Below are 20,250 nucleotides of genomic sequence, written 5' to 3'. Positions count from 1 at the left end.
ACTTTCCGCACCGTGAACGGGGAACGAGTCGATGACCGTAGATCTCACCAAAGGCGATGACCGCGCCGCCGGGCCGGTCAACCCGTACGCCGTGATCTCGCTGGTGGCAGCTCTCCTGGGACTGTTTCCTGTCGCGATAGTGTTCGGGATCCTGGCCTTCTGGCGACCTGCTGGTCGAGGAATTGCTATCGCTGGCTTGGCAATCGGGGTGATCGAACTGCTCGTTGTCGCGACTTTCCTGTATGGGTTCGGATCTCTCACACCGAACAATTCGGCATCCAGCGACACATTGACGCCTTACTCGGTACCGGCAACCGCGATGTTGACGGTTCCGTCCACCACGACCTCTCTGCCTCCGGTGGAGACAACGGTCGACGCGACCGAGGTACCGATCGCCTCGCGTCCTGAGGTGGACGACCCGTGCGATCCGAGCACCGACAATCACGAAACCTCCGCCGATGGCACATTCCTCAAATGCACCTATGCAGGGTCGACCAGCGCGCGGTGGGTGCAGTCCGCACCGATCATCGACAGCAACGTGGAGGCAGGATCGGTATGCGATCCGACTGTCAGCGGCATCGCAGTGTCGCCGGACGGAATCGACTTGTTCTGCGTCTCCGACGGCGCAAATGGTGGGGGCTATTGGTCGCCCGGCCCGTAGGCGGTTGACTCGTAAAGCCTTGGGTTCGCATTGCTCTCTCGAAGCGACGTCTCATCGACCAGGGCCCGAGAGTGAACGCCCGATCCCATCGTCGACAGCGATAGACATCCCGCCGATGAGCAATTGCGATCACTCGCACGACAACTCGGTCTTCGTAGATCTGATACACGAGCCGGAACTCGCCTCGTCGACAAGCTTCAACAGGTTCGCTCGAACTTCGGCAAGCGGCAGAGTGGTCATGTACAGAATTCCAGCGCGAAGAACTTCCACTCCGCGTGAACCTGCTGGGTTCCTACCGCTCCGCGAGCAAGCTCACGGCTCGAGCCCCGCGGCCAGCGTCGGCCAGCTCTTTGCAAGTTGGTCTGCCCAGTACGGCCACGAGTGCGTACCAGGGCTGCCCAGATCGAACGTGGCCGGGATATTCAGGTCGACGAGCCTGTCACGCAGCAGGCGCGTGCAGAAATCGGTACCAACTTCGATCGCCCCGCCGATCACCAGCGTGTCGAGATCTTCGAGCGTCTCGTACCGCTCGTGCGGACCGGGGAGCCCACTGGCGGAAAAGAGGTAAATGGACATTCCGCGCAGCGCTTCTGCGTTCACCAGCAGGTCGTGGGCGGCCCAGCGCTCGTCGAGGGGCCCACCGAGCATATTGTTCGCGTTGCCGCCGTAACCGGCGACGATGCTTCGCATGAGGGTTTGCCCGAGTATGCCCTCGGATAAGAAGCACCCGCTGTACGCCGCGACGGCCGAGTACTTGTCCGGGTTCCGGGCGGCCAGCATCATCGCGGACTGAGCGCCCATCGACAGGCCCGCCACACCGTCACTGCCGTTGCCCTCGAACTCCGCGTCGATCAACGGCGGAAGCTCCTGCGTGAGGAAGGTTTCGAAGCGGTAGCGGCCGAGGCGGGGGTCGTCGTTCTCCCAGTCGGTGTAGAAGCTCGCTGGACCGGCAAGCGGGAGAACCACGTTGACATTCTTGTCACGGAAGAACTCCGCCGCGTTGCCCTTGCGAAGCCAGATGCTGCTCGACGGTTCGTTCTCCCCGGATCCACTGAGCATGTACAGCGTCGGACGCGGGCCTTTACGCTCCGCGGGGGTCAGAACCTGCACCTCGATGGTCCGATCCATGCTCGGCGAGTACACCGACAGCCACGTCAGCGTCGGGCCGGTATCGATTCGGTTCTCGATCCGCGCCGGCTGGCTCGGTGCAGGATTTTCAGTGTCGATGTCTTGAGCAGCGGCAGGCACGCCCGCTACGAAGGTGAGCAGAACTGCAATCACCACCAGAACCGGCCGCACGCCGAACATAAGACCCCCACTGCCCGCGGCGCTGCGCGACCGCTGTTGTCGGGGCAATCTTGCACGAAGGAAGGGCAAAAATCGGACTAATAGTCAGCAACTTGTGAAAAATCCGGGATTCAGCCCGTTTTGTGCCGCACCGATGGGAATAGTTCAACACTTAACCGAGGCCGTGGGCTGCCAACAAATGACATGCCCGCGTGACCTACTGAAGTCGCGCGTCAGGCTAGACGTTGAAGCGGAACTCCACCACGTCGCCGTCGGACATGACGTAGTCCTTGCCCTCGATGCGCACCTTGCCAGCAGCCTTCGCAGAGGCCATGGAACCCGCCGCGATGAGGTCTTCGAAGGAAACGATTTCGGCCTTGATGAAACCGCGCTCGAAGTCGGTGTGAATGACGCCCGCAGCCTGGGGCGCAGTGTCACCTCGATGAATTGTCCACGCGCGAGCCTCTTTCGGGCCTGCGGTGAGGTACGTCTGCAAGCCCAGAGTGTGGAAGCCGGCGCGAGCCAACGCGTCGAGACCGGGCTCGGTCTGTCCGACGGATTCGAGCAGTTCCGCTGCCGATTCCTTGTCCAGCTCGAGCAGTTCGGATTCGATCTTCGCGTCGAGGAACACCGCGTCGGCGGGGGCCACGAGGCGAGCCAGTTCGCCGATCTTCGCGTCGTCGGTCAGCACCGACTCGTCGGCGTTGAAGACGTAGAGGAAAGGCTTCGTGGTGAGCAGCTGGAATTCACCGAGCAGCTCGAAGTCCAACTTCGCCTTGGCCGAGAACAACGTCTTGCCGTCGTTCAGTACGGCCTGTGCTGCCAGCGCCGCGTCGAGTGCGGGCTTGCGATCCTTCTTGATCCGCACCTCTTTCTCGAGGCGCGGGATGGCCTTCTCTAGAGTCTGCAGATCGGCGATCGCGAGCTCGGTTTCGATGACCTCGATGTCTGCGGTCGGGTCGACGCGACCATCGACGTGCACCACGTCGTCGTCGGCGAAGACACGAACGACCTGGCAGATGGCGTCGGCCTCACGAATGTTGGCGAGGAACTTGTTGCCCAGGCCTGCGCCCTCGGACGCACCCTTGACGATGCCGGCGATGTCGACGAACGACACCAGCGCAGGCACGAGCTTCTCCGAACCGAACACCTCGGCCAGCTTCTCGAGCCGGGGATCCGGCAGCGCGACCACACCAACGTTGGGCTCGATGGTGGCGAACGGATAGTTCGCGGCCAGCACATCGTTGTTGGTCAGTGCATTGAAGAGGGTGGACTTGCCGACGTTGGGCAGTCCGACGATTCCGAGGGTGAGGCTCACGGTCTATGGAGTCTACTTTGACAACGCCACCAGCTCGGACAGTGCCCGGCCAGCCTCGATACTCGACGCACCCAGCGGTGCCAGAACGACGTGATCTGCGCCGGCAGCGTGGTGCGCGGCCACTCGCTCGGCGATGTCGTCGACACTCCCCCACACCGCCAAGCCGTCGACCAGACGGTCGCTGAGATCGTCGACATCCGCCTCGGTGAACCCCATGCGCAGGAAGTTCTGCCGATACCCAGGGACCGTGGCAAGGAAGCTCAGCGGTTCCCGAGCTGCAGCGCGCGCCCGATCCGGATCGGACTCGACCACGACGAACTGGTCGACCACCAACGTCGACCCACCGAGTGCACTGCGCGCCTGCGCCGTCCACTCCGGCGTCACCAGCAACGCGATTGCGCCGGCAGCGCGGTCCCGCGCCATCTCCAATTTCTTCGGACCGAGCGCCGCGAGCAGAAGGTGATCGGCGGGCACCTCGAGCTCGTCGAGGTACTTCCTCAACCCGGCCAAAGGCCGAGCACTCTGCGGCCCACCGAGGCCGAGGACGAATCGACCGGTGCCCGAGAGCTCGTCAAACAGCTCATCGGTCTGTGCAGGCGAGTACACATCGACCGGCACGATCCCCGGAACAATGGTCGCGTTCTCGGTCGCGTGGACCAGATCGGCCAGCCTGCCGAGTCGATCGAGCTGCCCACCCGGCAACCAGACCGAGGTGAATCCGAATGATTCCAACTCCCGCGCATCGTCGAGGTACGACGGTGACACGTCGATGGAAATGCCGATGGTGCCGAGACCGAGTGTGTCCATGGCTACGACGCTAAAACCTCGAGTGTTGTTCAGGTCAAGAGGTGATCGCCGAACTCGGGTCCCAGCTCGCCAGGATCGGCAGTACTTTCGCCGTACTCGACCCTTCCTCGACCGTGTAGACGATCAGACTTTGATCCGGCTCGCTCGGCGACGTCAGAAACTCGATCCCGAATTGCAGGGTGCCCGCCGCCGGGTGCTGAATGATCTTGGTTGCACCTGCAAATTCGGCAACCTCGTGATCGCTCCACCATTGTTCGAAACAAGGCTCGGACGAACGCAATTCGTCGATCAACGCACCCAGGGTCGGGTCTCCCGGTCGACGGGCAAGATCGCGGCGCAGCGCGGCAACCGAGGCGGCCGCGAACTGCGACCAATTGACGATTCGCTCGCGGGCGATGGGATTGCGAAACAGATAGTGGAACAACGAGTGATCAGCGGACGGTTGCAGACTCAGTACCGATCGAACCAGCGAGTTGCTGGCCAGGACTCCCCCGCTGCGCCCGAGCAGGATCACCGGGACGTGGTCGAGTGCCTTCATGACCTGGAGCAGACCTGGATTCGGTAGCTGCGCAACATCCTCGGTGGGCATCGCCGGGGACGCGAGATCGAGTAGATGCGCGGACTCGACCTCATCGAGCTTCAACGCGCCGGCGATTGCCCGCAGCACCTCGGTCGACACGTTGGCCTGCCGACCCTGCTCGAGTTTGCTGTAGTAATCCGGACTCACTCCGGCCAGCGCTGCCAGCTCTTCGCGCCGCAGCCCCGGCACCCGTCGGGCACCGGGATACGTACGAATCCCGGCCTCGATCGGGGTCATGCGGTCGCGCCGATCACGCAGAAACGCGCTGAGGGCGGACCTGTCATTGTTCACGAATTCCACAGTAGCGACGTGGGCGATTGCCAACCTGGTCATGACAGACCTAGGCAGAACGACGCCTGGTTGACTGCCTCGACCGACCGTAGACATGGCGTCATGACTTCTTCTACTTCTCCGCAGCTCCTCGGACGCACAGCCGTCGTCACCGGATCGACCAGTGGGATCGGTGCTGCGATCGCGCTAACCCTCGCCGCTCAGGGGGCATCGGTGGTCGTCAGCGGCCGCGACGCCGAGCGCGGCAAGGCCCTGGCGCACCGCATCACCGAGGCAGGCGGCACTGCGACCTTCGTCGACGTCGATCTCGCGGGCAGCTACCAGGAGCTCCGCGAATTTGCTGCCCGCACCACCGACGCTCTCGGCGGCCGCGTCGACATTCTCGTCAACAACGCCGGCATCTATCCGGCCACCGCCACCGCGGACCTGCCCGATCATCAGCTCGACGCGATGCTTGCCGTCAACGTCCGAGCTCCACACGTGCTCGTCGGCGCGCTGGCCCCGGCCATGGCCGAGCGCGGTAGCGGAGTCATCGTGAACATCGGGTCGTGGATGGCCACGATGGGCAGCCCCTTTGCCGCTATGTATTCCGCCACCAAGGCAGCCGACGAGCAACTGACCCGCAGTTGGGCTGCAGAATTCGGCCCACGCGGCGTGCGAGTGAACTCCCTCGCGCCCGGAGCGACTCTGACACCGGGCAACGAGGATGCTCGTCAAGTCCTCGACGCGATGACGGCCGGCACGCCGGCAGGCACAGTGCTCTCGCCGCAGGACATCGCCGACGGCGTTCTGTTCCTGGTCTCGGACAACGCCGCGATGGTCCACGGGACGACCCTCTACGTCGACGGCGGCATCTCGGTCACCCGCGGGTGAGCAGCACACCGCCGTCGACCGGTCACATGGTCGAGACGACCAAGCCGATGAACGCAAGGTAGAGAACGATGAAGGCACCGAAGATGATCAGCGACAGCTTCCCGAAGAACCCGGCCCGATTCGACGAATACTCTGCTCCCTGAACGTCTCCCATCATCCACAGCGGGTGCACCTTCAGTGCGTGGTTGAACGCTGGAATGGCCAGCGGCCAGAAGAAGATGACGGCCACGACGGCCCAGCCTGCATTGGAGGACGGCAGAGCAGCTGGCTGCGAATACGGCTGTGCTGTTGGAAAGGGCTGCCCCGCTGGAAACGACTGTGCTGCTGGGAACGGTTGCTCGTACGGACCTGACATGAGAATTTCCCCCGATTGTTCGATGACGGACAACCAGTAGGACGCCGCACCGTCACGTCTGGTTCCATCGGAGGAGGGCGAATCTCAGACCAATTCGGTCGTGGCCGCCGCAAGAGCGACGATTGCATCCCAATCTTGTTCTGCCACAGCCGCGGCCGGAGTGAGCCACGATCCGCCGACGCATCCGACGTTCGGCAATGCCAGGTACGCCGAGGCATTGGCGGTGGAGATTCCACCCGTCGGGCAGAAGCGTGCGGCCGGGATCGGCGAGTGGATCGACTTCAAGAAGTTCGCGCCGCCCGATGCCTCGGCCGGGAAGAATTTGAGCTCGGTGTAACCGGCTTCGAGCAGGGTGAGCACCTCGGATACCGTTGCGGCACCGGGCAGATGCGGTAGTCCGGTATCTCGCATGGCCTTCGTGAGGGAAGGCGTGCAGCCGGGCGAGACCAGAAACTGAGCACCCGCATCGGCGGCCTGCTTGGCCTGGCCGGGAGTGACGATCGTGCCCGCACCGACGAGGATCTCGGGAACCTCCGCCGCGATGCGCTCGATGGCGTCGAGTGCCACCGGTGTCCGCAAGGTCAGCTCGATGACGGGCACTCCGCCCGCCACCAGGGCACGTGCGATCGGAACAGCATGATCGAGGTTCTCGATGACGACGACGGGGATGACGGGTACGCGGTCGAGCAGAGATGCAGTCACGTTCTTACCTTCTTGTGGAGTTACAGGGACTCAGCGCATGACGAACATTGCGCCCTCGTCGGCAGGGCCGACGAGCGCACGCATGCCCGAGAACAGGTCACGACCGGTGCTGGACCATTCGTCCTTGTCCAGGACTCGTCCGGTGACCGGTCGAGCCTCGAACTCGTCGAGCGGAACATCGATCGACAATGTGCCGTCGAGAGAGTCGAGGGTGATCATGTCACCGTCGAGAATTTTCGCGATCGGTCCGCCACTCGCCGCTTCGGGCGTCAGGTGGATTGCCGCAGCCACTTTTCCGGAGGCCCCCGACATCCGACCGTCCGTGATCAGCGCTACGGACCGCCCCTTGTCCTGCAGAATTCCCAGAGCCGGAGTGAGCTTGTGCAACTCGGGCATGCCGTTCGCCTGGGGGCCCTGATAACGCAGCACCGCAACGAAGTCGCCGTCGAGAAGCCCTGCATCGAATGCCTCGAGGAAGTCCGCTTGGTCGTCGAACACTCGCGCCGGTCCGGTGACCACCCGATGTTCGGGTGCCAATGCAGACGTCTTGATGACACATTTTCCGATCGGCCCGGTCAGCATCTTCAGTCCGCCGTCGGCGCTGAACGGCTCGTTCGCGCCACGTAACACGGTGTCGTCGTGGCTCATCCGAGTACCGTCCTGCCACATCACCCCGTCGCCGTCTAGCTTCGGTTCTTGCGTGTAGCGCCGCAGGCCCTGCCCGGCAACGGTTTTCACATCCTCGTGCATCAATCCGGCGTCGAGCAGAGAGCCGATGACGAACCCGAGACCACCGGCCGCGTGGAAGTGGTTGACGTCGGCTTTGCCGTTGGGGTAGATCCTGGCCATCAGCGGCACCACGGCCGACAGATCGGACAGGTCCTGCCACGTCAGCGTGATGCCGGCAGCTTTCGCGATGGCGACGAGGTGCATCGTGTGGTTGGTCGAGCCGCCGGTGGCCAGTAGTGCGACGCAGCCGTTGACGATCGACTTGACGTCGACGACCTCGCCCACCGGGGTGTAGTTGTCTCCGAGGGACGTCAGACCGGTGACGACGTGCGCGGCCTCGCGGGTGAGCGCGTCGCGCATCGCGGTTCCGGGGTTGACGAACGACGAGCCCGGCAGATGCAGACCCATGACCTCCATGAGCAGCTGGTTGGAATTGGCCGTTCCGAAGAACGTGCACGTGCCACTGCCGTGATACGACGCGGCCTCGGCGTCCAGCAGTGCCTCACGGCCCACCTTGCCTTCGGCGTAGAGCTGACGGGCTTTTGCCTTCTCGCCGTTGGGAAGTCCGGATGTCATCGGACCCGCGGGCACGAACACCGCAGGCAGATGGCCGAAACTCAGTGCGCCGATGAGCATTCCGGGGACGATCTTGTCGCACACGCCGAGCATCAGGGTGGCGTCGAACATGTCGTGGGACAACGCAATTGCCGTCGACATCGCGATGATGTCCCGACTGAACAGGGACAGCTGCATGCCGTCGCGGCCCTGCGTGATGCCGTCGCACATGGCGGGGACGCCACCGGCGAACTGCGCGATGCCACCGGCGTCGATGACCGACTTCTTCAGTACGGCCGGGTATGTCTCGAACGGCTTGTGCGCCGAGAGCATGTCGTTGTAGGCGGAGACGATCGCGATGTTGGGCTTGACCATGCCGCGCAGCGCTTGCTTGTCGGCCTTGCCTGAGGCGGCGAAGCCGTGGGCGATGTTGGCGCAGGCGAGTCGGCCACGGGCCGGGCCTCGATCCCCGGCAGCAGCGATTCGAGCGAGATATTTCGTGCGGTCGGACTGGCTGCGGTCTGCGATGCGGTCGGTGACCTGACGCAGAACCGGATGAAGAGTGTCCATGAGCATCTCCGATGTTCGGTCTCTCACGACTCAGCCTAGAGCCGGTTACGTCGATCAGCAACCCAACTTATGTTTTTCAAAGTTCTAAGTAGCAATTCTTAGGGTGTTGCCGTAAAAGTTGCCAGTTGGTTGAATGGCGTATATGTCGATGCCGCGCCTGAGCGCTCCACCTGCGACCGCAGGTGAGATCTTTGCTCTGGTTCGCGACGGCGAAGCCGACACCCGCGCCGAATTGGGCCGGATCACCGGACTGTCTCGCTCGGCGGTCGCCTCCCGGGTCGCTGCACTCGCCGGCCTCGGCTTGATCATCGAAACCGAGGACACTCAGTCGACGGGTGGACGCCCCCCGGCGCGATTGTCCTTCGACGTCGACGCGGGTGTCGTACTCGCGGCTGCGATCGGACGTAGCCGCTCGCAACTGGGCGTCTTCACCCTCGGTGGGGAGTTCCTCGCCGGCGATACCGTCGATCAGGAAATCGGCATCGGGCCGGACGAGCTGATGCCGCAGATCACCAAGCGCTTGCAGGCATTGCTCGACGAATCGCACCGAACCGAACATCGCATTCTCGGCGTCGGCCTGTCCATCCCCGGCACCGCCGACACCGCGCGCGGGTGCAGCCTGGACTCGCCGATCATGCACGGCTGGGACGGAGTGCCACTGGCCCCGTTCTTCGCCGACACCACCTCCGCTCCGGTCTTTCTCGACAACGACGCCAACGCGATGGTTCTTGCCGAACGCCGGGACAATCGAGATCGCTTCCAGAACGCCCTGTTGGTCAAGGCCTCGACGGGTCTCGGTGCCGGGATCGTCGCGGGCGGCGCACTACAACGTGGATCACTGGGCGCAGCAGGCGAATTCGGCCACACCAAGACCGCAGCCGCAGCGGGCGTCGCGTGCCGGTGCGGCGACAGTGGTTGCCTGGAGGCCATCGCCGGCGGCTGGGCATTGGTACGTGCGCTGAACGAGCAGGGCCGAGAAGTGGGCCACATCCGCGGTGTCGTCGACCTCGCGGTCAGCGGTGACCCCGAAGCACGCAGACTCATCCGCGACAGTGGACGCCACATCGGCGAAACCCTGGCCGGAGCGGTCAATCTACTCAACCCCGAGGTCCTCATCGTCGGCGGCGACATGGCCAATGCGTACGACATCTTCGTTGCAGGACTGCGCGAGACCGTCTACGGAAACGCGACCGCGCTGGCCACCAAGGCTCTCACCATCCAGGCCACCACCCACGGCGACCTCTCCGGGGTCATCGGTAGCGCAGCACTGGTGCTGGATCAGGTACTCAGCGCTCGGGCCGTCGACGACGCGCTCGGTAGCTGACGGCCCCGGCGACATTTCCGTTCGTCGCACTCCAGCGACCGCCGGGCGCAACGCGATGCGTCGATTCGAGGACGAGCACCGGCTGCCCACATAGGGTGATCGCAGTCACACCTGCGATCCTGGAGACCCCACACATGTCACTGAAAGCACCCGACGATCCACACGTCGAACTGCTGAAGACAGATCCCGACCTACCACCCGTCGGCGTCGTCGAGTCACATCCGATGACGCCGATCAAGCGTCTGATGCTCGTCGCGATCGGCCTACTCGGCGGCGTCGCCTGGACGATCATCGCCATCGTGCGCGGGGAGAACCCCAACGCCGTCTGGTTCGTCATCGCCGCCGTCTGCACCTACATCTTCGCGTTTCGCTTCTACGCCAGGTTGATCGAACGCAAGATCGTCTTTCCTCGCGACGACAGAGCGACACCGGCCGAGATTCTGGAAAACGGCAAGGATTACATGCCGACCGATCGTCGGGTGTTGTTCGGCCACCATTTCGCCGCGATCGCCGGAGCCGGCCCCCTCGTCGGACCCGTGCTCGCCGCTCAGATGGGCTACCTACCCGGCACGATGTGGATCATCATCGGCGTCGTGTTCGCCGGTGCCGTCCAGGACTTCCTGGTGCTGTGGATCTCGACGCGCCGTAACGGCCGCAGCCTCGGCCAGATGGCCCGTGACGAACTCGGCGTCGTCGGTGGTACCGCGGCGCTGATCGCGGTGTTCGTCATCATGATCATCCTGATCGCGGTGCTGGCACTCGTCGTCGTCAACGCGCTCGCCGAAAGCCCATGGGGCGTCTTCTCCATCGCGCTGACCATCCCGATCGCACTGTTCATGGGCGTGTACCTGCGCTTCCTGCGACCGGGCAACGTCACCGAGGTCTCGCTCATCGGTGTCGTCCTGCTGCTGCTCGCCATCGTCGCCGGCGGCTGGGTTGCCGAAACCGAGTGGGGCACCGACTGGTTCACCCTCTCCAAGGTGACCGTCGCCTGGTTGCTGATCGGCTACGGCCTGCTCGCCTGCATCCTGCCGGTGTGGCTGTTGCTCGCACCGCGCGATTACCTGTCGACGTTCATGAAGGTCGGCACCATCGCGCTGCTGGCCGTCGGCATTCTCATCGCTCGGCCCGAGATTCAGATGCCCGCCATGACGAGCTTCGCCACCGAGGGCAACGGCCCGGCATTCGCAGGATCGCTGTTCCCCTTCCTGTTCATCACCATCGCCTGCGGTGCCCTCTCCGGTTTCCACGCTCTGATCTCCTCCGGCACCACGCCGAAGTTGCTCGAGAAAGAAAAGCAGATGCGCATGATCGGCTACGGCGGCATGCTCACCGAGTCGTTCGTCGCCATCATGGCGCTCATCACCGCCTGCGTTCTCGATCAGCACATCTACTTCGCACTGAACGCACCGGCGACGTTGACCGGCGGCACTCCGGAGACTGCGGCGACGTACGTCAACGGATTGGGGCTGAGCGGCGGAGACATCTCGGCGGCCGAATTGAGCCAGGCGGCAGCCGATGTGGGCGAGGAATCGATCATCTCCCGCACCGGCGGCGCACCGACACTCGCGTTCGGCATGTCCGAGGTACTGCACCAGGTGTTCGGCGGGCCGGGGCTCAAGTCGTTCTGGTATCACTTCGCGATCATGTTCGAGGCACTGTTCATCCTCACCACGGTCGATGCAGGCACCCGCGTCGCGCGCTTCATGCTCTCCGACAGCATCGGCAACCTGCCCGGAGCCTCGGCCAAGAAGTTCAAGGACCCGTCGTGGCGTCCCGGCGCGTGGATCTGCTCGCTGATCGTCGTCGCAGCCTGGGGCGCAATCCTTCTCATGGGCGTCACCGATCCCCTGGGCGGCATCAACACGCTGTTCCCGCTGTTCGGTATCGCCAACCAGTTGCTCGCGGCGATCGCGTTGACGGTAGTGATGGTCATCGTCGTCAAGCGTGGCCTCTACAAGTGGGCCTGGATTCCCGGGGTTCCGCTGGCCTGGGACCTGATCGTCACCATGACGGCCTCGTACCAGAAGATCTTCTCCTCGACCCCGGCAATCGGCTACTGGACTCAGCACTCGCAGTTCCGCGACGCCAAGGCGCAGGGGCTGAGCGAGTTCGGCAGCGCCAAGACACCCGAGGCCATCGACGCCGTCATCCGCAACACCTTCATCCAGGGCACGCTGTCGATCGTCTTCGCGGTACTCGTCCTGGTGGTCGTGATCGCCGGAGTGTGGGTGTGCATCAAGGCCGTTCGCGGAGCTGACCTGCCCGACAACGAAGAGCCGGAGGTGCCGTCGAAGATCTTCGGTCCCAGCGGCTTCGTGCTCACTCCGGCCGAGAAGCAAGTGCAGGCCGAGTGGGACGAGCTGATCGACGCGGGCACCGTCCGTAGACCCGGATCGGCGCACTAGATGCGCGGGCTGTGGTGGTGGATCACCTCGGTGATGGGCGACCACGATTACGACCGGTACGTCGCCCACCTGGCTCGGCACCATCCGGGTCAGGAGCCGCCGACCGTGCGTCAGTACTGGAAGGACCGGCACGCGGAAGCGGATCGAAATCCGGGGGCCCGCTGCTGTTAGGGCTTCGCCCTCGTGCGCGTTTTGCGTAGCTGGAGGTACGCAAAACGCGCACGAGGGGCGCAGCCACGTCCGATTTCCGCTAGCACTGGCGAGATCGCGCTGACACAGTAGGTACATGAGCAGCGAACGGCAGGTGCAAGAACTGGACTTCGATCGGTGTTATCGCGCGGTCTCCTCGCGTGACGCACGGTTCGACGGCCAGTTCTTCACCGCCGTATCCACCACCGGCATCTACTGCCGCCCGTCCTGCCCGGCCCGCACACCCAAGCCGGGCAACGTCTCGTTCCTGGCCACGGCCGCCGCAGCTCAACAATCCGGCTACCGTGCCTGCCGCCGCTGCCAGCCCGACGCCACCCCCGGTTCCCCGCGGTGGAACATCCACTCCGACCTCAGCTCTCGCGCTATGCGACTGATCTCCGACGGGGCCGTCGAGCGCGGCGGCGTCGACGGCCTCGCCAGCACCCTCGGTTACTCGAGCAGACAACTGACTCGGGTGTTGACCGCCGAGGTCGGTGCAGGCCCCCTGGCATTGGCCCGCGCGCACCGAGCACATACCGCCCGCACACTGATTCAGACCACGGACATGTCGATGGCCGACATCGCCTTCGCAGCAGGCTTTTCCAGCGTTCGGCAGTTCAACGACACGGTCAAGGAGGTGTTCGCCGTCGATCCGTCCACGCTGCGCCGCGAGGCACACCGCACCGCGGTGACCACCGCAGGTGGCACGGTCACGTTGCGACTGCCCTACCGCCAGCCGTTGGACAGGGGCTGGATCGAATGGTTCCTTCGTGGTCACGTGGTCGAGGGCATCGAATCGTTCTCCGAAGACGGAGAATACGTCCGATCGCTGCGCCTGCCGCACGCCGGCGGACTGGTGGCCCTGCGGGTGATGGACGGATTCGTCAGTGCCGCAGTGACATTGCAGGACATGCGAGACCTCGCTCCCGCCGTCGCCCGAATCCGACATCTCCTCGACCTCGACGCCGATCCACTCGCCGTCGACGACGCCCTGCGCGCCGACCCGCAGTTGGCACCGAGTGTCGAGGCCCATCCAGGAATTCGGGCCCTCGGGGTGGTCGACGGCGCAGAGATGTTGCTGCGCACCGTGATCGGACAACAGATCTCCCTGAAGGCGGCGGCCACCCACACTGCCCGGCTCGTCGACGCGCTCGGCGCACCACTGGACCTGGGCGACGGAAGCGTCACCAGGTTGTTTCCCGAGGCCGCCGTCATCGCCGAACGCGGTCACGAGGTTCTCACCGGCCCTGCGGCCCGCGTCCAGACCGTCATCCGCGTCGCCGACGCCATCGCGTCGGGAACCGTCGAGCTGCATCCCGCGCGCGAGGGTCCCGAACTGGAGCGAGAACTGCTGGCGCTCAAAGGCATCGGACCGTGGACCGCTCGTTATGTCGTGATGCGACTGCTCGGCGACCCCGACGTTCTCCTCGACACCGACCTGGTCGTCCGCCAGGGTGCGCAAGCCCTGGACATCTCGCTGAAGAACTCAGCCCGCTGGGCACCGTGGCGCTCGTACGTCTCGATGCACCTGTGGATCACCGCACTGGAAAGAAGACAAGCATGACTGCCACAGCCGCCACCCGGGACACCCCGATCGGCCCGTTCACCACCATCGTCGACGCCGATCAGCGCGTACTCGCGTCGGGCTGGACCGATGACATCGAGGAGCTGCGAATCCTGATTCACCCGACGATGCGACCCGACACCGTTCGCAGTGCCGCCGACCTCGGCACGGTCACCGACGCCGTCGACGCCTACCACCGCGGCGAACTCGATCGGATCGACGATGTGCCCGTCGCGCAACGGTCCGGTGAATTCCTGATGCACGCCTGGGATGTGCTGCGCACCGTCGAACCCGGCGCTCCGGTGACCTACTCCCGATTCGCGGAGCTGTCGGGCCGACCCACGGCCATCCGCGGTGCGGCGTCGGCCTGTGCGCGCAATGCGGCTGCGCTGTTCGTGCCGTGTCACCGGGTGGTCCGTATCGGCGGTGCCCTCGGCGGATTCCGTTGGGGATTGCCCGCAAAGAAATGGCTGTTGGCACACGAGAGCGCCTGACCGCTGCCGCGTCGGGTGGCGGTGGCCCGCGGCCGAACGGTCCCGGGCGTTATGGTTCTTCACGATCCGCCATCCGCCGAATGTGAGGAAGCCCCAGTGACCGAATCGGCAGTGCCAGGAAAATCCACGGCATCCGCCAAGCCCGACAAGGACCGCGGGGACCTCATCGGGGTCGGCGGCCTGTGGCTCGCCAAGTGGTCGCTCATCCTGGTGTCGATCGCGGCCGGAGCCTGGGTGTTCGGTTGGCTGATCGGTCATCTGTGGGTGATCCTGTTGCCGGTCCTGCTCGCGGTCATCGTCGCGACGGTGTTGTGGCCGCCGGCGAAACTGATGATGCGGCTCGGATTTCCTCCCGCGCTGGCCGCGTCGGTCTCGCTCGTGGTGTTCTTCGTCGTCATCGGCGGCGTCATCACCCTGATCATTCCGTCGGTGGCCGAGCAGGCTCCCGAGTTGGTGGACCAGGCGTCGGGCGGAATCGCGCAGGTTCAGGACTGGCTGAAGGGGCCGCCGCTGAACATCGGCGACGACCAGATCGACTCGGCCGTGTCGGCGATCGTGTCGCGTCTACAGGACAGCGGCGAGGTCATCGCCACCGGCGTGTTCACCGGCGTCTCCGCCGCCGGCTCGCTGCTGGTCACTCTCGCGTTGGTGCTGGTTCTGTCGTTCTTCTTCGTCAAGGACGGCCCGAAGTTCCTGCCGTGGCTGCACGGGTTCTCCGGTGGCCGCGCCGGACGCCATCTGGGCGAGGTGCTCTCGCGGATGTGGGCGACGCTCGGCGGATTCATCCGAACGCAGGCCATCGTCAGTTTCATCGACGCCTTCTTCATCGGTCTCGGACTCGTCATTCTCGGCGTTCCGCTGGCACTGGTACTCGCAACGCTGACATTCCTCGGTGGGTTCATCCCGATTGTCGGTGCGTTCGTCGCGGGTGCGCTCGCAGTTCTCGTGGCCCTGGTGGCGAACGGGCTGACCACGGCGCTGATCGTGCTCGCCATCATCGTCGCGGTGCAGCAGTTGGAAGGCAATGTGCTGCAGCCGATTCTGCAGAGTCGAAGCATGAACCTGCATCCGGCGATCGTGCTTCTCGCGGTGACGGGCGGCAGCTCGTTGTTCGGCATCATCGGTGCATTCCTCGCAGTTCCGGCCGCTGCTGTTGCCGCGGTGCTGATCCGGTATCTGTCCGAACAGATCGATGCGCGCTCGAACGAGCCGGACCAGGACGAACTCGAGGACGAAATCCCGCCGCCCGAGGGACTGACCGAGGAACAGGCCGGTCTGGACGACGAGGGCGAGTCGAAGCCGGACAAGACTACGTCAGGTCAGGACGCGACGACCTGAAGCGTCGAACCGGTGCGCTCCCGTTTGACGTAGAGGCGACTGGGAATGCGCTGGCGCATCTCGTCGACGTGACTGACGACGCCGACGACGCGTCCGCCTGCGCGTAGTTCGTCGAGGACGGCCATCACCTGCTCGAGAGTGTCGGCATCGAGCGTGCCGAACCCCTCGTCGATGAACATGGTGTCGAGTACGACGCCACCGGATTCGGCGGCCACCACATCTGCGAGTCCGAGAGCGAGGGCGAGCGAGGCGAGGAACGCCTCGCCTCCGGAAAGAGTCTTCGCCGAGCGCACGACACCGGTGTAATCGTCACGGATGTCGAGGCCGAGACCACCGCGCTTACCCCGGGCACCCGCCTCGTCGGAATGGACGAATTCGTATCGCCCCGAGGACATCCGACGCAGTCGCGCCGAGGCCGACTCGGCGACGTCCTCGAGCCGGGACGCGAGAACATAGGACCGCAGCGACATCTTCCTGGCATTCTGACCGCGCCCGGCCACCACGTCCGCCAGGTTGGCGAGCTCGTCGAATTCCGCGCGTTGCGGCGCGATGGCCTCGGCCGCAGTCGACAGTTCGGCGATCAGTCGTTCCAGATCGTCTGCGCGCCTTCGGCATTCCGCTACCGTGGCGGCGGCGGATCTGACCTGCCGGTCCAGCTCGGTACAGGCCTGACGCAGCGGATCGAGGTCCACCGGCGCATGCCCGGCGACGGCAACGATGGTGGGCTCACGGAGTACGTGTTCGGCATGCGCCCGACGCTCGTCGGCGGCGCGGAGTTCGGCCTCGATTCGCTCGACGCGATCGGCGGTCAGAACGGCCCCGGCAGCGGCCTCGACGGAGGCGAAACTCGATGCGGTAACTCGTCGGTCGAGCTCGGCGCGCAGCGCATCGGACTGTGCGGTGGCATCGAGCCAGACGATCCGTGCCTCCTGGATTCGCCGCGCACCGTCGATCAGGGCCTCACGTTCGGCAATTCGATCGATCAGCGACTCGCCCGCGCCCACTTCCTGCGACACCGACGCACGCATCTGCGTCAGCGATTCCTCGGTGGCCGATATTCGCTCGTCCACGGCCACGCGGGACGCGACGAGGTTGTTGAGTGTGACCGTCAGTTCGTCCGTCTCACGGCGCAGTCGGCTCAGTTCCGCCCGCGCCGGGTCGGCATCCGCGGCGCTCACACGGGCATCCTGCACCGAACTCGTTGCGGTATCGAGGGCCTGGGTCAACTCCGCGAGAGTCGCTCCCCCGGTGCGATCGCGCAGCAGGTCCACTGCGAGTCTGGCCTCCGCGAGAGCCCCGACCGCCTGATCGAGGGCGGCAGCTGCCTTCCGTTCGGCGGCGGCTGCCTTGTCTTCCTGCGCCTTGGTCACCGTCGACGTCGAGGCCGCAGCGGGGTGAGGATGCGCGGGGGATCCACACACCTGGCACGGCTCGCCGGCTTTCAAGCGGGCCGCCAGCTCTGCTGCCATCCCGTCGATGCGTCGCTCACGAAGATCGAGCAGGTGCTCCCACGAGGTGTTGTGTGCGGCGGCGGCACGGTCGCGGGATCGTTCGCTCTCGACCAGCGCAGCGCGCTTGCGTACCAATTCGATGGCGGATTCGGCGGCCACGCGAGCCCGTTCGCAGCGCTCGTCGAGGGCCGGCAGCTGTGTCGCGGCGGCATCGGCTCGCGCTACCCGCGATTCGGCGGCCGCGATCTTCTCGGGCATCGACTCCTGCCGCTGCTCGGTGCGCTCGATCTGCGCTGCAATGCTGCGTTGTTGTGCTCGATAGTCGACCAGGGCACCGGCGAGCTTGGCTGCTTCGCGTACGACCCCGAGCAACGACTGCATCCTCGCGACGTCGGTGGTCCAGTGGCGCACGAACTGCGCGACGACGGTGCGCTCGTCCGCAGGATCGCCCGGCGCGGGTGGCCAATGCAGGGCGTCGTGAAACCGCTGCCCCTCCAGCGACGTCGGTAGCTCGCGTTCGGCTGCGGCCAGCGCGGCGGTAGCCGCCTCGCCCGCCGCACGTGCCAGGGACAGATCTGCAGCGGCGTCGGCGATCGGTCCTGCGGCCGCGGAATCTGCCAGCTCGGTTCTGCGCGCTGCTCGTGCCTCCTCCCCCGCGTGATGCTGTGCGAGTTGTTCCTCGGCGAGAGCGCGCCTGCGCTGCAGATCCAGAACGATCGTGGCCTGAGCCAGCGCCTCGGACGCCCGCCGAGCTGCCGCGTCGACCAGCACCGCGCGCCCCTGAGCCAGGGTCCGATTCTGACGAGCGTCGGCCAGGACGTCGGCCGCCCAGTCGAGCGGGTCCTGTTGTTCGCGGTCGTCGGTGACGGGCTCGGGCACTCCCGATGCCTGCGACACCCGCCCGAGCATGATGTCGATGTTGTGGTGGGCATCGGCGAGATCGGCGGCCAAGTCTCGGCGGCGCTGCGCGAACCACTCTTCGACGTCACCGAATCGGCCTGTGTCGAAGAGCCTTTCGAGCAGGCTCCCGCGCTCGTCACTGTCGGCTCGCAGGAATCGCGCGAATTCGCCCTGCGGTAACAGCACCACCTGAAAGAACTGGTCGGCGCTCATTCCCAGCAACGCGTTGACGGCATCGCCGATCTCGCTCAGCCGGGTGAGGTTCTGCCCGCGACCGTCGAGCCAGGTGAGACTGGCTTTGGCGTGTTGCTTGGTGGTTCCGGTGCTTCTGAGCTTGGGGCGCAGGAACTCCGGACTGCGCACGATTCGGATGCGCCGTCCGCCGAGGGTCGCCTCGAGGGTCACCTTCGGTACCGCTCCCACGGCCGCGTGGTCGGACAGCAGTCGCTTACCCTCGCGGCGCGCCCCTGGCACGGTTCCGTACAGGGCAAACGCCACGGCGTCGAGAACCGTCGTCTTGCCGGCCCCCGTGTGCCCGTGCAACAAGAAGAGCCCATCGGCTCCGAGCGCATCGAAATCGACCGTCTCGGTACCCGCGAAGGGTCCGAAAGCGGTGATTTCGAGCGAATGCAGCCTCATGCAGCACCGCGGTCTGCAGCAGCGCCGTCGGTGACCTCGTTCTCGCGCTGTACCGACGTCAGAGCGCGGGCCAGCAATGCGGACTCCGCTGCGGTGGGCTCGCTACGCATGTCCGTCAGGAACGAGGTGGCGATGGCGAGATCACTGCGACCGCGCACCCGGTCGCGGTAGCGAAGCTCTCCCGACCCCTCGGGGCGACGCCACTCGAGGTGTATCGCGTGCCGAAACCGCTGCTGCAGCAACCGCATTGCGTCCACCGGACGGACGTCGTCGGTGAGCACGGCAGAGACGTAGTGGTCCTCGACATCGGAATAGGTTGCGTCCGAGAGCAATTCCTCGACCGTGCCTTCGATGCGGGCGAGCCCGCGCACCACCGGCAGGTCCACTCGCTCGACGCTGCCGAGTCCGCTCGCGTCGAGTTCGAGAATCCACACGGCCTTGCGGTGCGACCGCTCGCCGAACGAATACGGCAGAGGAGACCCGGAGTACCGCACTCGGTCGGTGAGAATCTGCGGAGAATGCAGATGACCGAGCGCCACGTAGTCGACTCCGTCGAACGCCGACGCCGGTGCCGTTTCGATGCCGCCGGAAGAAATGGACCGCTCCGATCCGGTCGCCTCACCACCGACGATGAACGCATGCGCGAGCACGACCGACCGAACATGTTCTCCTGCAGCGGCTCTCGCATCGAGGTCGCCGCGAACACGATCCATCGCGGCTGCGAGAACCTCGGCGTGGGTACGCGCTGCAGGAACATCGAGTTCCAGGCGGGTGGTCTCCGGCTCGAGATACGGAATGCCGTAGAACGCAACGCCGCCGTGCTCGTCGTCGACGACGACCGGTGTGGCGACATCGCCCACCCGAGTCATCAGGTGCAGGCCTCCCGCCGACGCGAACGCAGCACCGGCTCCCAGCCGAGCCGGGGAGTCGTGGTTCCCCGACGTCGCGACGATGACGGCACCCGCTGCTCGAATTGCCTCCAGCCCGCGATTGCAGACCAGCACGGCGTCGGCGCTGGGCACAGCACGATCGTAGATATCGCCCGGTACCACCACCACATCGATCGATTGTGCCGCAACCAGTTCCGCGATGGACCCCAGCACAGCGCCTTGATCGGCCAACAGGTCGACACCATGAAAGGTGCGACCTATGTGCCAGTCCGAGGTGTGCAGGATTCTCATGCGTTCGACGCTATCGGCAAGCACCGACAAACTA

At 65.2% G+C, this 20,250-nt stretch carries 17 protein-coding genes and 1 pseudogene; 8 read left to right on the top strand and 10 right to left on the bottom strand.

Annotated features, from left to right (window positions below; all coding sequences use genetic code 11):
• The first annotated feature begins 31 nt into the window (after positions 1–31).
• On the top strand, positions 32–661 hold the full coding sequence (locus tag BH93_RS07960) for a DUF4190 domain-containing protein (RefSeq protein WP_037171622.1): 630 nt from the start codon (positions 32–34) through the stop codon (positions 659–661).
• Here the strand turns inward: BH93_RS07960 and BH93_RS07955 are convergent.
• The 5 genes and pseudogenes from BH93_RS07955 to BH93_RS07935 form a co-directional block, all read right to left on the bottom strand.
• Positions 570–857 (bottom strand): annotated as a pseudogene (locus BH93_RS07955) (type II toxin-antitoxin system RelE family toxin); the annotation flags it as partial. The gene BH93_RS07960 and the pseudogene BH93_RS07955 overlap by 92 nt on opposite strands.
• 116 nt (positions 858–973) lie before the next feature.
• Positions 974–1,969 carry an alpha/beta hydrolase gene (locus BH93_RS07950; protein WP_037171624.1) on the bottom strand — a complete coding sequence of 332 codons (996 nt, stop codon included), beginning with the start codon at positions 1,967–1,969 and terminating at the stop codon, positions 974–976.
• 217 nt (positions 1,970–2,186) lie between these two features.
• Entirely contained in the window at positions 2,187–3,266 is a 1,080-nt protein-coding gene (ychF, locus tag BH93_RS07945) for a redox-regulated ATPase YchF (protein WP_037171625.1), read from the bottom strand.
• A gap of 12 nt (positions 3,267–3,278) precedes the next feature.
• Positions 3,279–4,073 (bottom strand): TIGR03620 family F420-dependent LLM class oxidoreductase, encoded by a 795-nt coding sequence (locus tag BH93_RS07940; protein WP_037171629.1) that lies wholly within the window; start codon positions 4,071–4,073, stop codon positions 3,279–3,281.
• Between the two features lie 34 nt (positions 4,074–4,107).
• The gene (locus BH93_RS07935) at positions 4,108–4,944 is read right to left on the bottom strand and encodes a helix-turn-helix domain-containing protein (protein WP_037172159.1); all 837 of its coding nucleotides are present in this window, start codon (positions 4,942–4,944) and stop codon (positions 4,108–4,110) included.
• 102 nt (positions 4,945–5,046) lie between these two features.
• Here BH93_RS07935 and BH93_RS07930 point away from each other — a divergent pair, with 102 nt between their 5' ends.
• A complete protein-coding gene (locus BH93_RS07930) occupies positions 5,047–5,817 on the top strand; it encodes an SDR family NAD(P)-dependent oxidoreductase (protein ID WP_037171631.1) in 771 nt (256 codons plus the stop codon).
• Between the two features lie 22 nt (positions 5,818–5,839).
• On the opposite strand, the gene BH93_RS07925 is transcribed toward BH93_RS07930, so the two are convergent.
• The 3 genes from BH93_RS07925 to edd all read right to left on the bottom strand — a co-directional run bounded on the left by BH93_RS07925 (position 5,840) and on the right by edd (position 8,728).
• On the bottom strand, positions 5,840–6,172 hold the full coding sequence (locus BH93_RS07925) for a CD225/dispanin family protein (protein ID WP_052064835.1): 333 nt from the start codon (positions 6,170–6,172) through the stop codon (positions 5,840–5,842).
• Between the two features lie 84 nt (positions 6,173–6,256).
• Positions 6,257–6,874, bottom strand: a complete 618-nt coding sequence (eda, locus tag BH93_RS07920) for a bifunctional 4-hydroxy-2-oxoglutarate aldolase/2-dehydro-3-deoxy-phosphogluconate aldolase (RefSeq protein ID WP_037171632.1) — start codon at positions 6,872–6,874, stop codon at positions 6,257–6,259.
• 30 nt (positions 6,875–6,904) lie between these two features.
• On the bottom strand, positions 6,905–8,728 hold the full coding sequence (edd, locus tag BH93_RS07915) for a phosphogluconate dehydratase (RefSeq protein WP_037172162.1): 1,824 nt from the start codon (positions 8,726–8,728) through the stop codon (positions 6,905–6,907).
• Between the two features lie 142 nt (positions 8,729–8,870).
• On the opposite strand from edd, the gene BH93_RS07910 reads away from it, so the two are divergent.
• The 6 genes from BH93_RS07910 (at position 8,871) to BH93_RS07885 (ending at position 16,045) form a co-directional block, all read left to right on the top strand.
• Positions 8,871–10,052: an ROK family transcriptional regulator gene (locus BH93_RS07910; RefSeq protein WP_032380540.1), complete on the top strand. Its 1,182-nt coding sequence runs from the start codon at positions 8,871–8,873 to the stop codon at positions 10,050–10,052.
• 134 nt (positions 10,053–10,186) lie between these two features.
• Complete coding sequence (locus BH93_RS07905; RefSeq protein ID WP_037172163.1) at positions 10,187–12,460, top strand: carbon starvation CstA family protein; 2,274 nt, start codon at positions 10,187–10,189, stop codon at positions 12,458–12,460.
• Positions 12,461–12,631, top strand: coding sequence for a YbdD/YjiX family protein (locus tag BH93_RS07900; protein WP_072692145.1), 171 nt, complete (start codon positions 12,461–12,463; stop codon positions 12,629–12,631).
• A gap of 115 nt (positions 12,632–12,746) precedes the next feature.
• On the top strand, positions 12,747–14,213 hold the full coding sequence (locus BH93_RS07895; protein ID WP_037171633.1) for an AlkA N-terminal domain-containing protein: 1,467 nt from the start codon (positions 12,747–12,749) through the stop codon (positions 14,211–14,213).
• Positions 14,210–14,707: a methylated-DNA--[protein]-cysteine S-methyltransferase gene (locus BH93_RS07890; protein WP_037153512.1), complete on the top strand. Its 498-nt coding sequence runs from the start codon at positions 14,210–14,212 to the stop codon at positions 14,705–14,707. Before BH93_RS07895 ends, BH93_RS07890 begins: the two co-directional genes overlap by 4 nt.
• Before the next feature lie 96 nt (positions 14,708–14,803).
• On the top strand, positions 14,804–16,045 hold the full coding sequence (locus BH93_RS07885; RefSeq protein WP_052064836.1) for an AI-2E family transporter: 1,242 nt from the start codon (positions 14,804–14,806) through the stop codon (positions 16,043–16,045).
• On the opposite strand, the gene BH93_RS07880 is transcribed toward BH93_RS07885, so the two are convergent.
• Positions 16,027–19,035: an AAA family ATPase gene (locus BH93_RS07880; protein ID WP_037171635.1), complete on the bottom strand. Its 3,009-nt coding sequence runs from the start codon at positions 19,033–19,035 to the stop codon at positions 16,027–16,029. The genes BH93_RS07885 and BH93_RS07880 overlap by 19 nt on opposite strands.
• Positions 19,032–20,216 carry an exonuclease SbcCD subunit D gene (locus tag BH93_RS07875; RefSeq protein ID WP_037171637.1) on the bottom strand — a complete coding sequence of 395 codons (1,185 nt, stop codon included), beginning with the start codon at positions 20,214–20,216 and terminating at the stop codon, positions 19,032–19,034. Before BH93_RS07875 ends, BH93_RS07880 begins: the two co-directional genes overlap by 4 nt.
• Positions 20,217–20,250: the final 34 nt, after the last annotated feature.

Source organism: Rhodococcoides fascians A25f (genome assembly GCF_000760935.2).
Classification (GTDB): domain Bacteria; phylum Actinomycetota; class Actinomycetes; order Mycobacteriales; family Mycobacteriaceae; genus Rhodococcoides.
Note: the sequence above shows the minus strand (reverse complement) of the source record. Positions and strands in the feature narration are given on the sequence as shown.

Bases quoted from the DNA above. Each gene is read 5' to 3' on its own strand.
- BH93_RS07960 (WP_037171622.1), top strand. From the start codon at position 32: ATGACCGTAGATCTCACCAAAGGCGATGACCGCGCCGCCGGGCCGGTC.
- BH93_RS07950 (WP_037171624.1), bottom strand. From the start codon at position 1,969: ATGTTCGGCGTGCGGCCGGTTCTGGTGGTGATTGCAGTTCTGCTCACC.
- BH93_RS07940 (WP_037171629.1), bottom strand. From the start codon at position 4,073: ATGGACACACTCGGTCTCGGCACCATCGGCATTTCCATCGACGTGTCA.
- BH93_RS07930 (WP_037171631.1), top strand. From the start codon at position 5,047: ATGACTTCTTCTACTTCTCCGCAGCTCCTCGGACGCACAGCCGTCGTC.
- BH93_RS07925 (WP_052064835.1), bottom strand. From the start codon at position 6,172: ATGTCAGGTCCGTACGAGCAACCGTTCCCAGCAGCACAGTCGTTTCCA.
- edd (WP_037172162.1), bottom strand. From the start codon at position 8,728: ATGGACACTCTTCATCCGGTTCTGCGTCAGGTCACCGACCGCATCGCA.
- BH93_RS07910 (WP_032380540.1), top strand. From the start codon at position 8,871: ATGTCGATGCCGCGCCTGAGCGCTCCACCTGCGACCGCAGGTGAGATC.
- BH93_RS07905 (WP_037172163.1), top strand. From the start codon at position 10,187: ATGTCACTGAAAGCACCCGACGATCCACACGTCGAACTGCTGAAGACA.
- BH93_RS07900 (WP_072692145.1), top strand. From the start codon at position 12,461: ATGCGCGGGCTGTGGTGGTGGATCACCTCGGTGATGGGCGACCACGAT.
- BH93_RS07895 (WP_037171633.1), top strand. From the start codon at position 12,747: ATGAGCAGCGAACGGCAGGTGCAAGAACTGGACTTCGATCGGTGTTAT.
- BH93_RS07890 (WP_037153512.1), top strand. From the start codon at position 14,210: ATGACTGCCACAGCCGCCACCCGGGACACCCCGATCGGCCCGTTCACC.
- BH93_RS07880 (WP_037171635.1), bottom strand. From the start codon at position 19,035: ATGAGGCTGCATTCGCTCGAAATCACCGCTTTCGGACCCTTCGCGGGT.
- BH93_RS07875 (WP_037171637.1), bottom strand. From the start codon at position 20,216: ATGAGAATCCTGCACACCTCGGACTGGCACATAGGTCGCACCTTTCAT.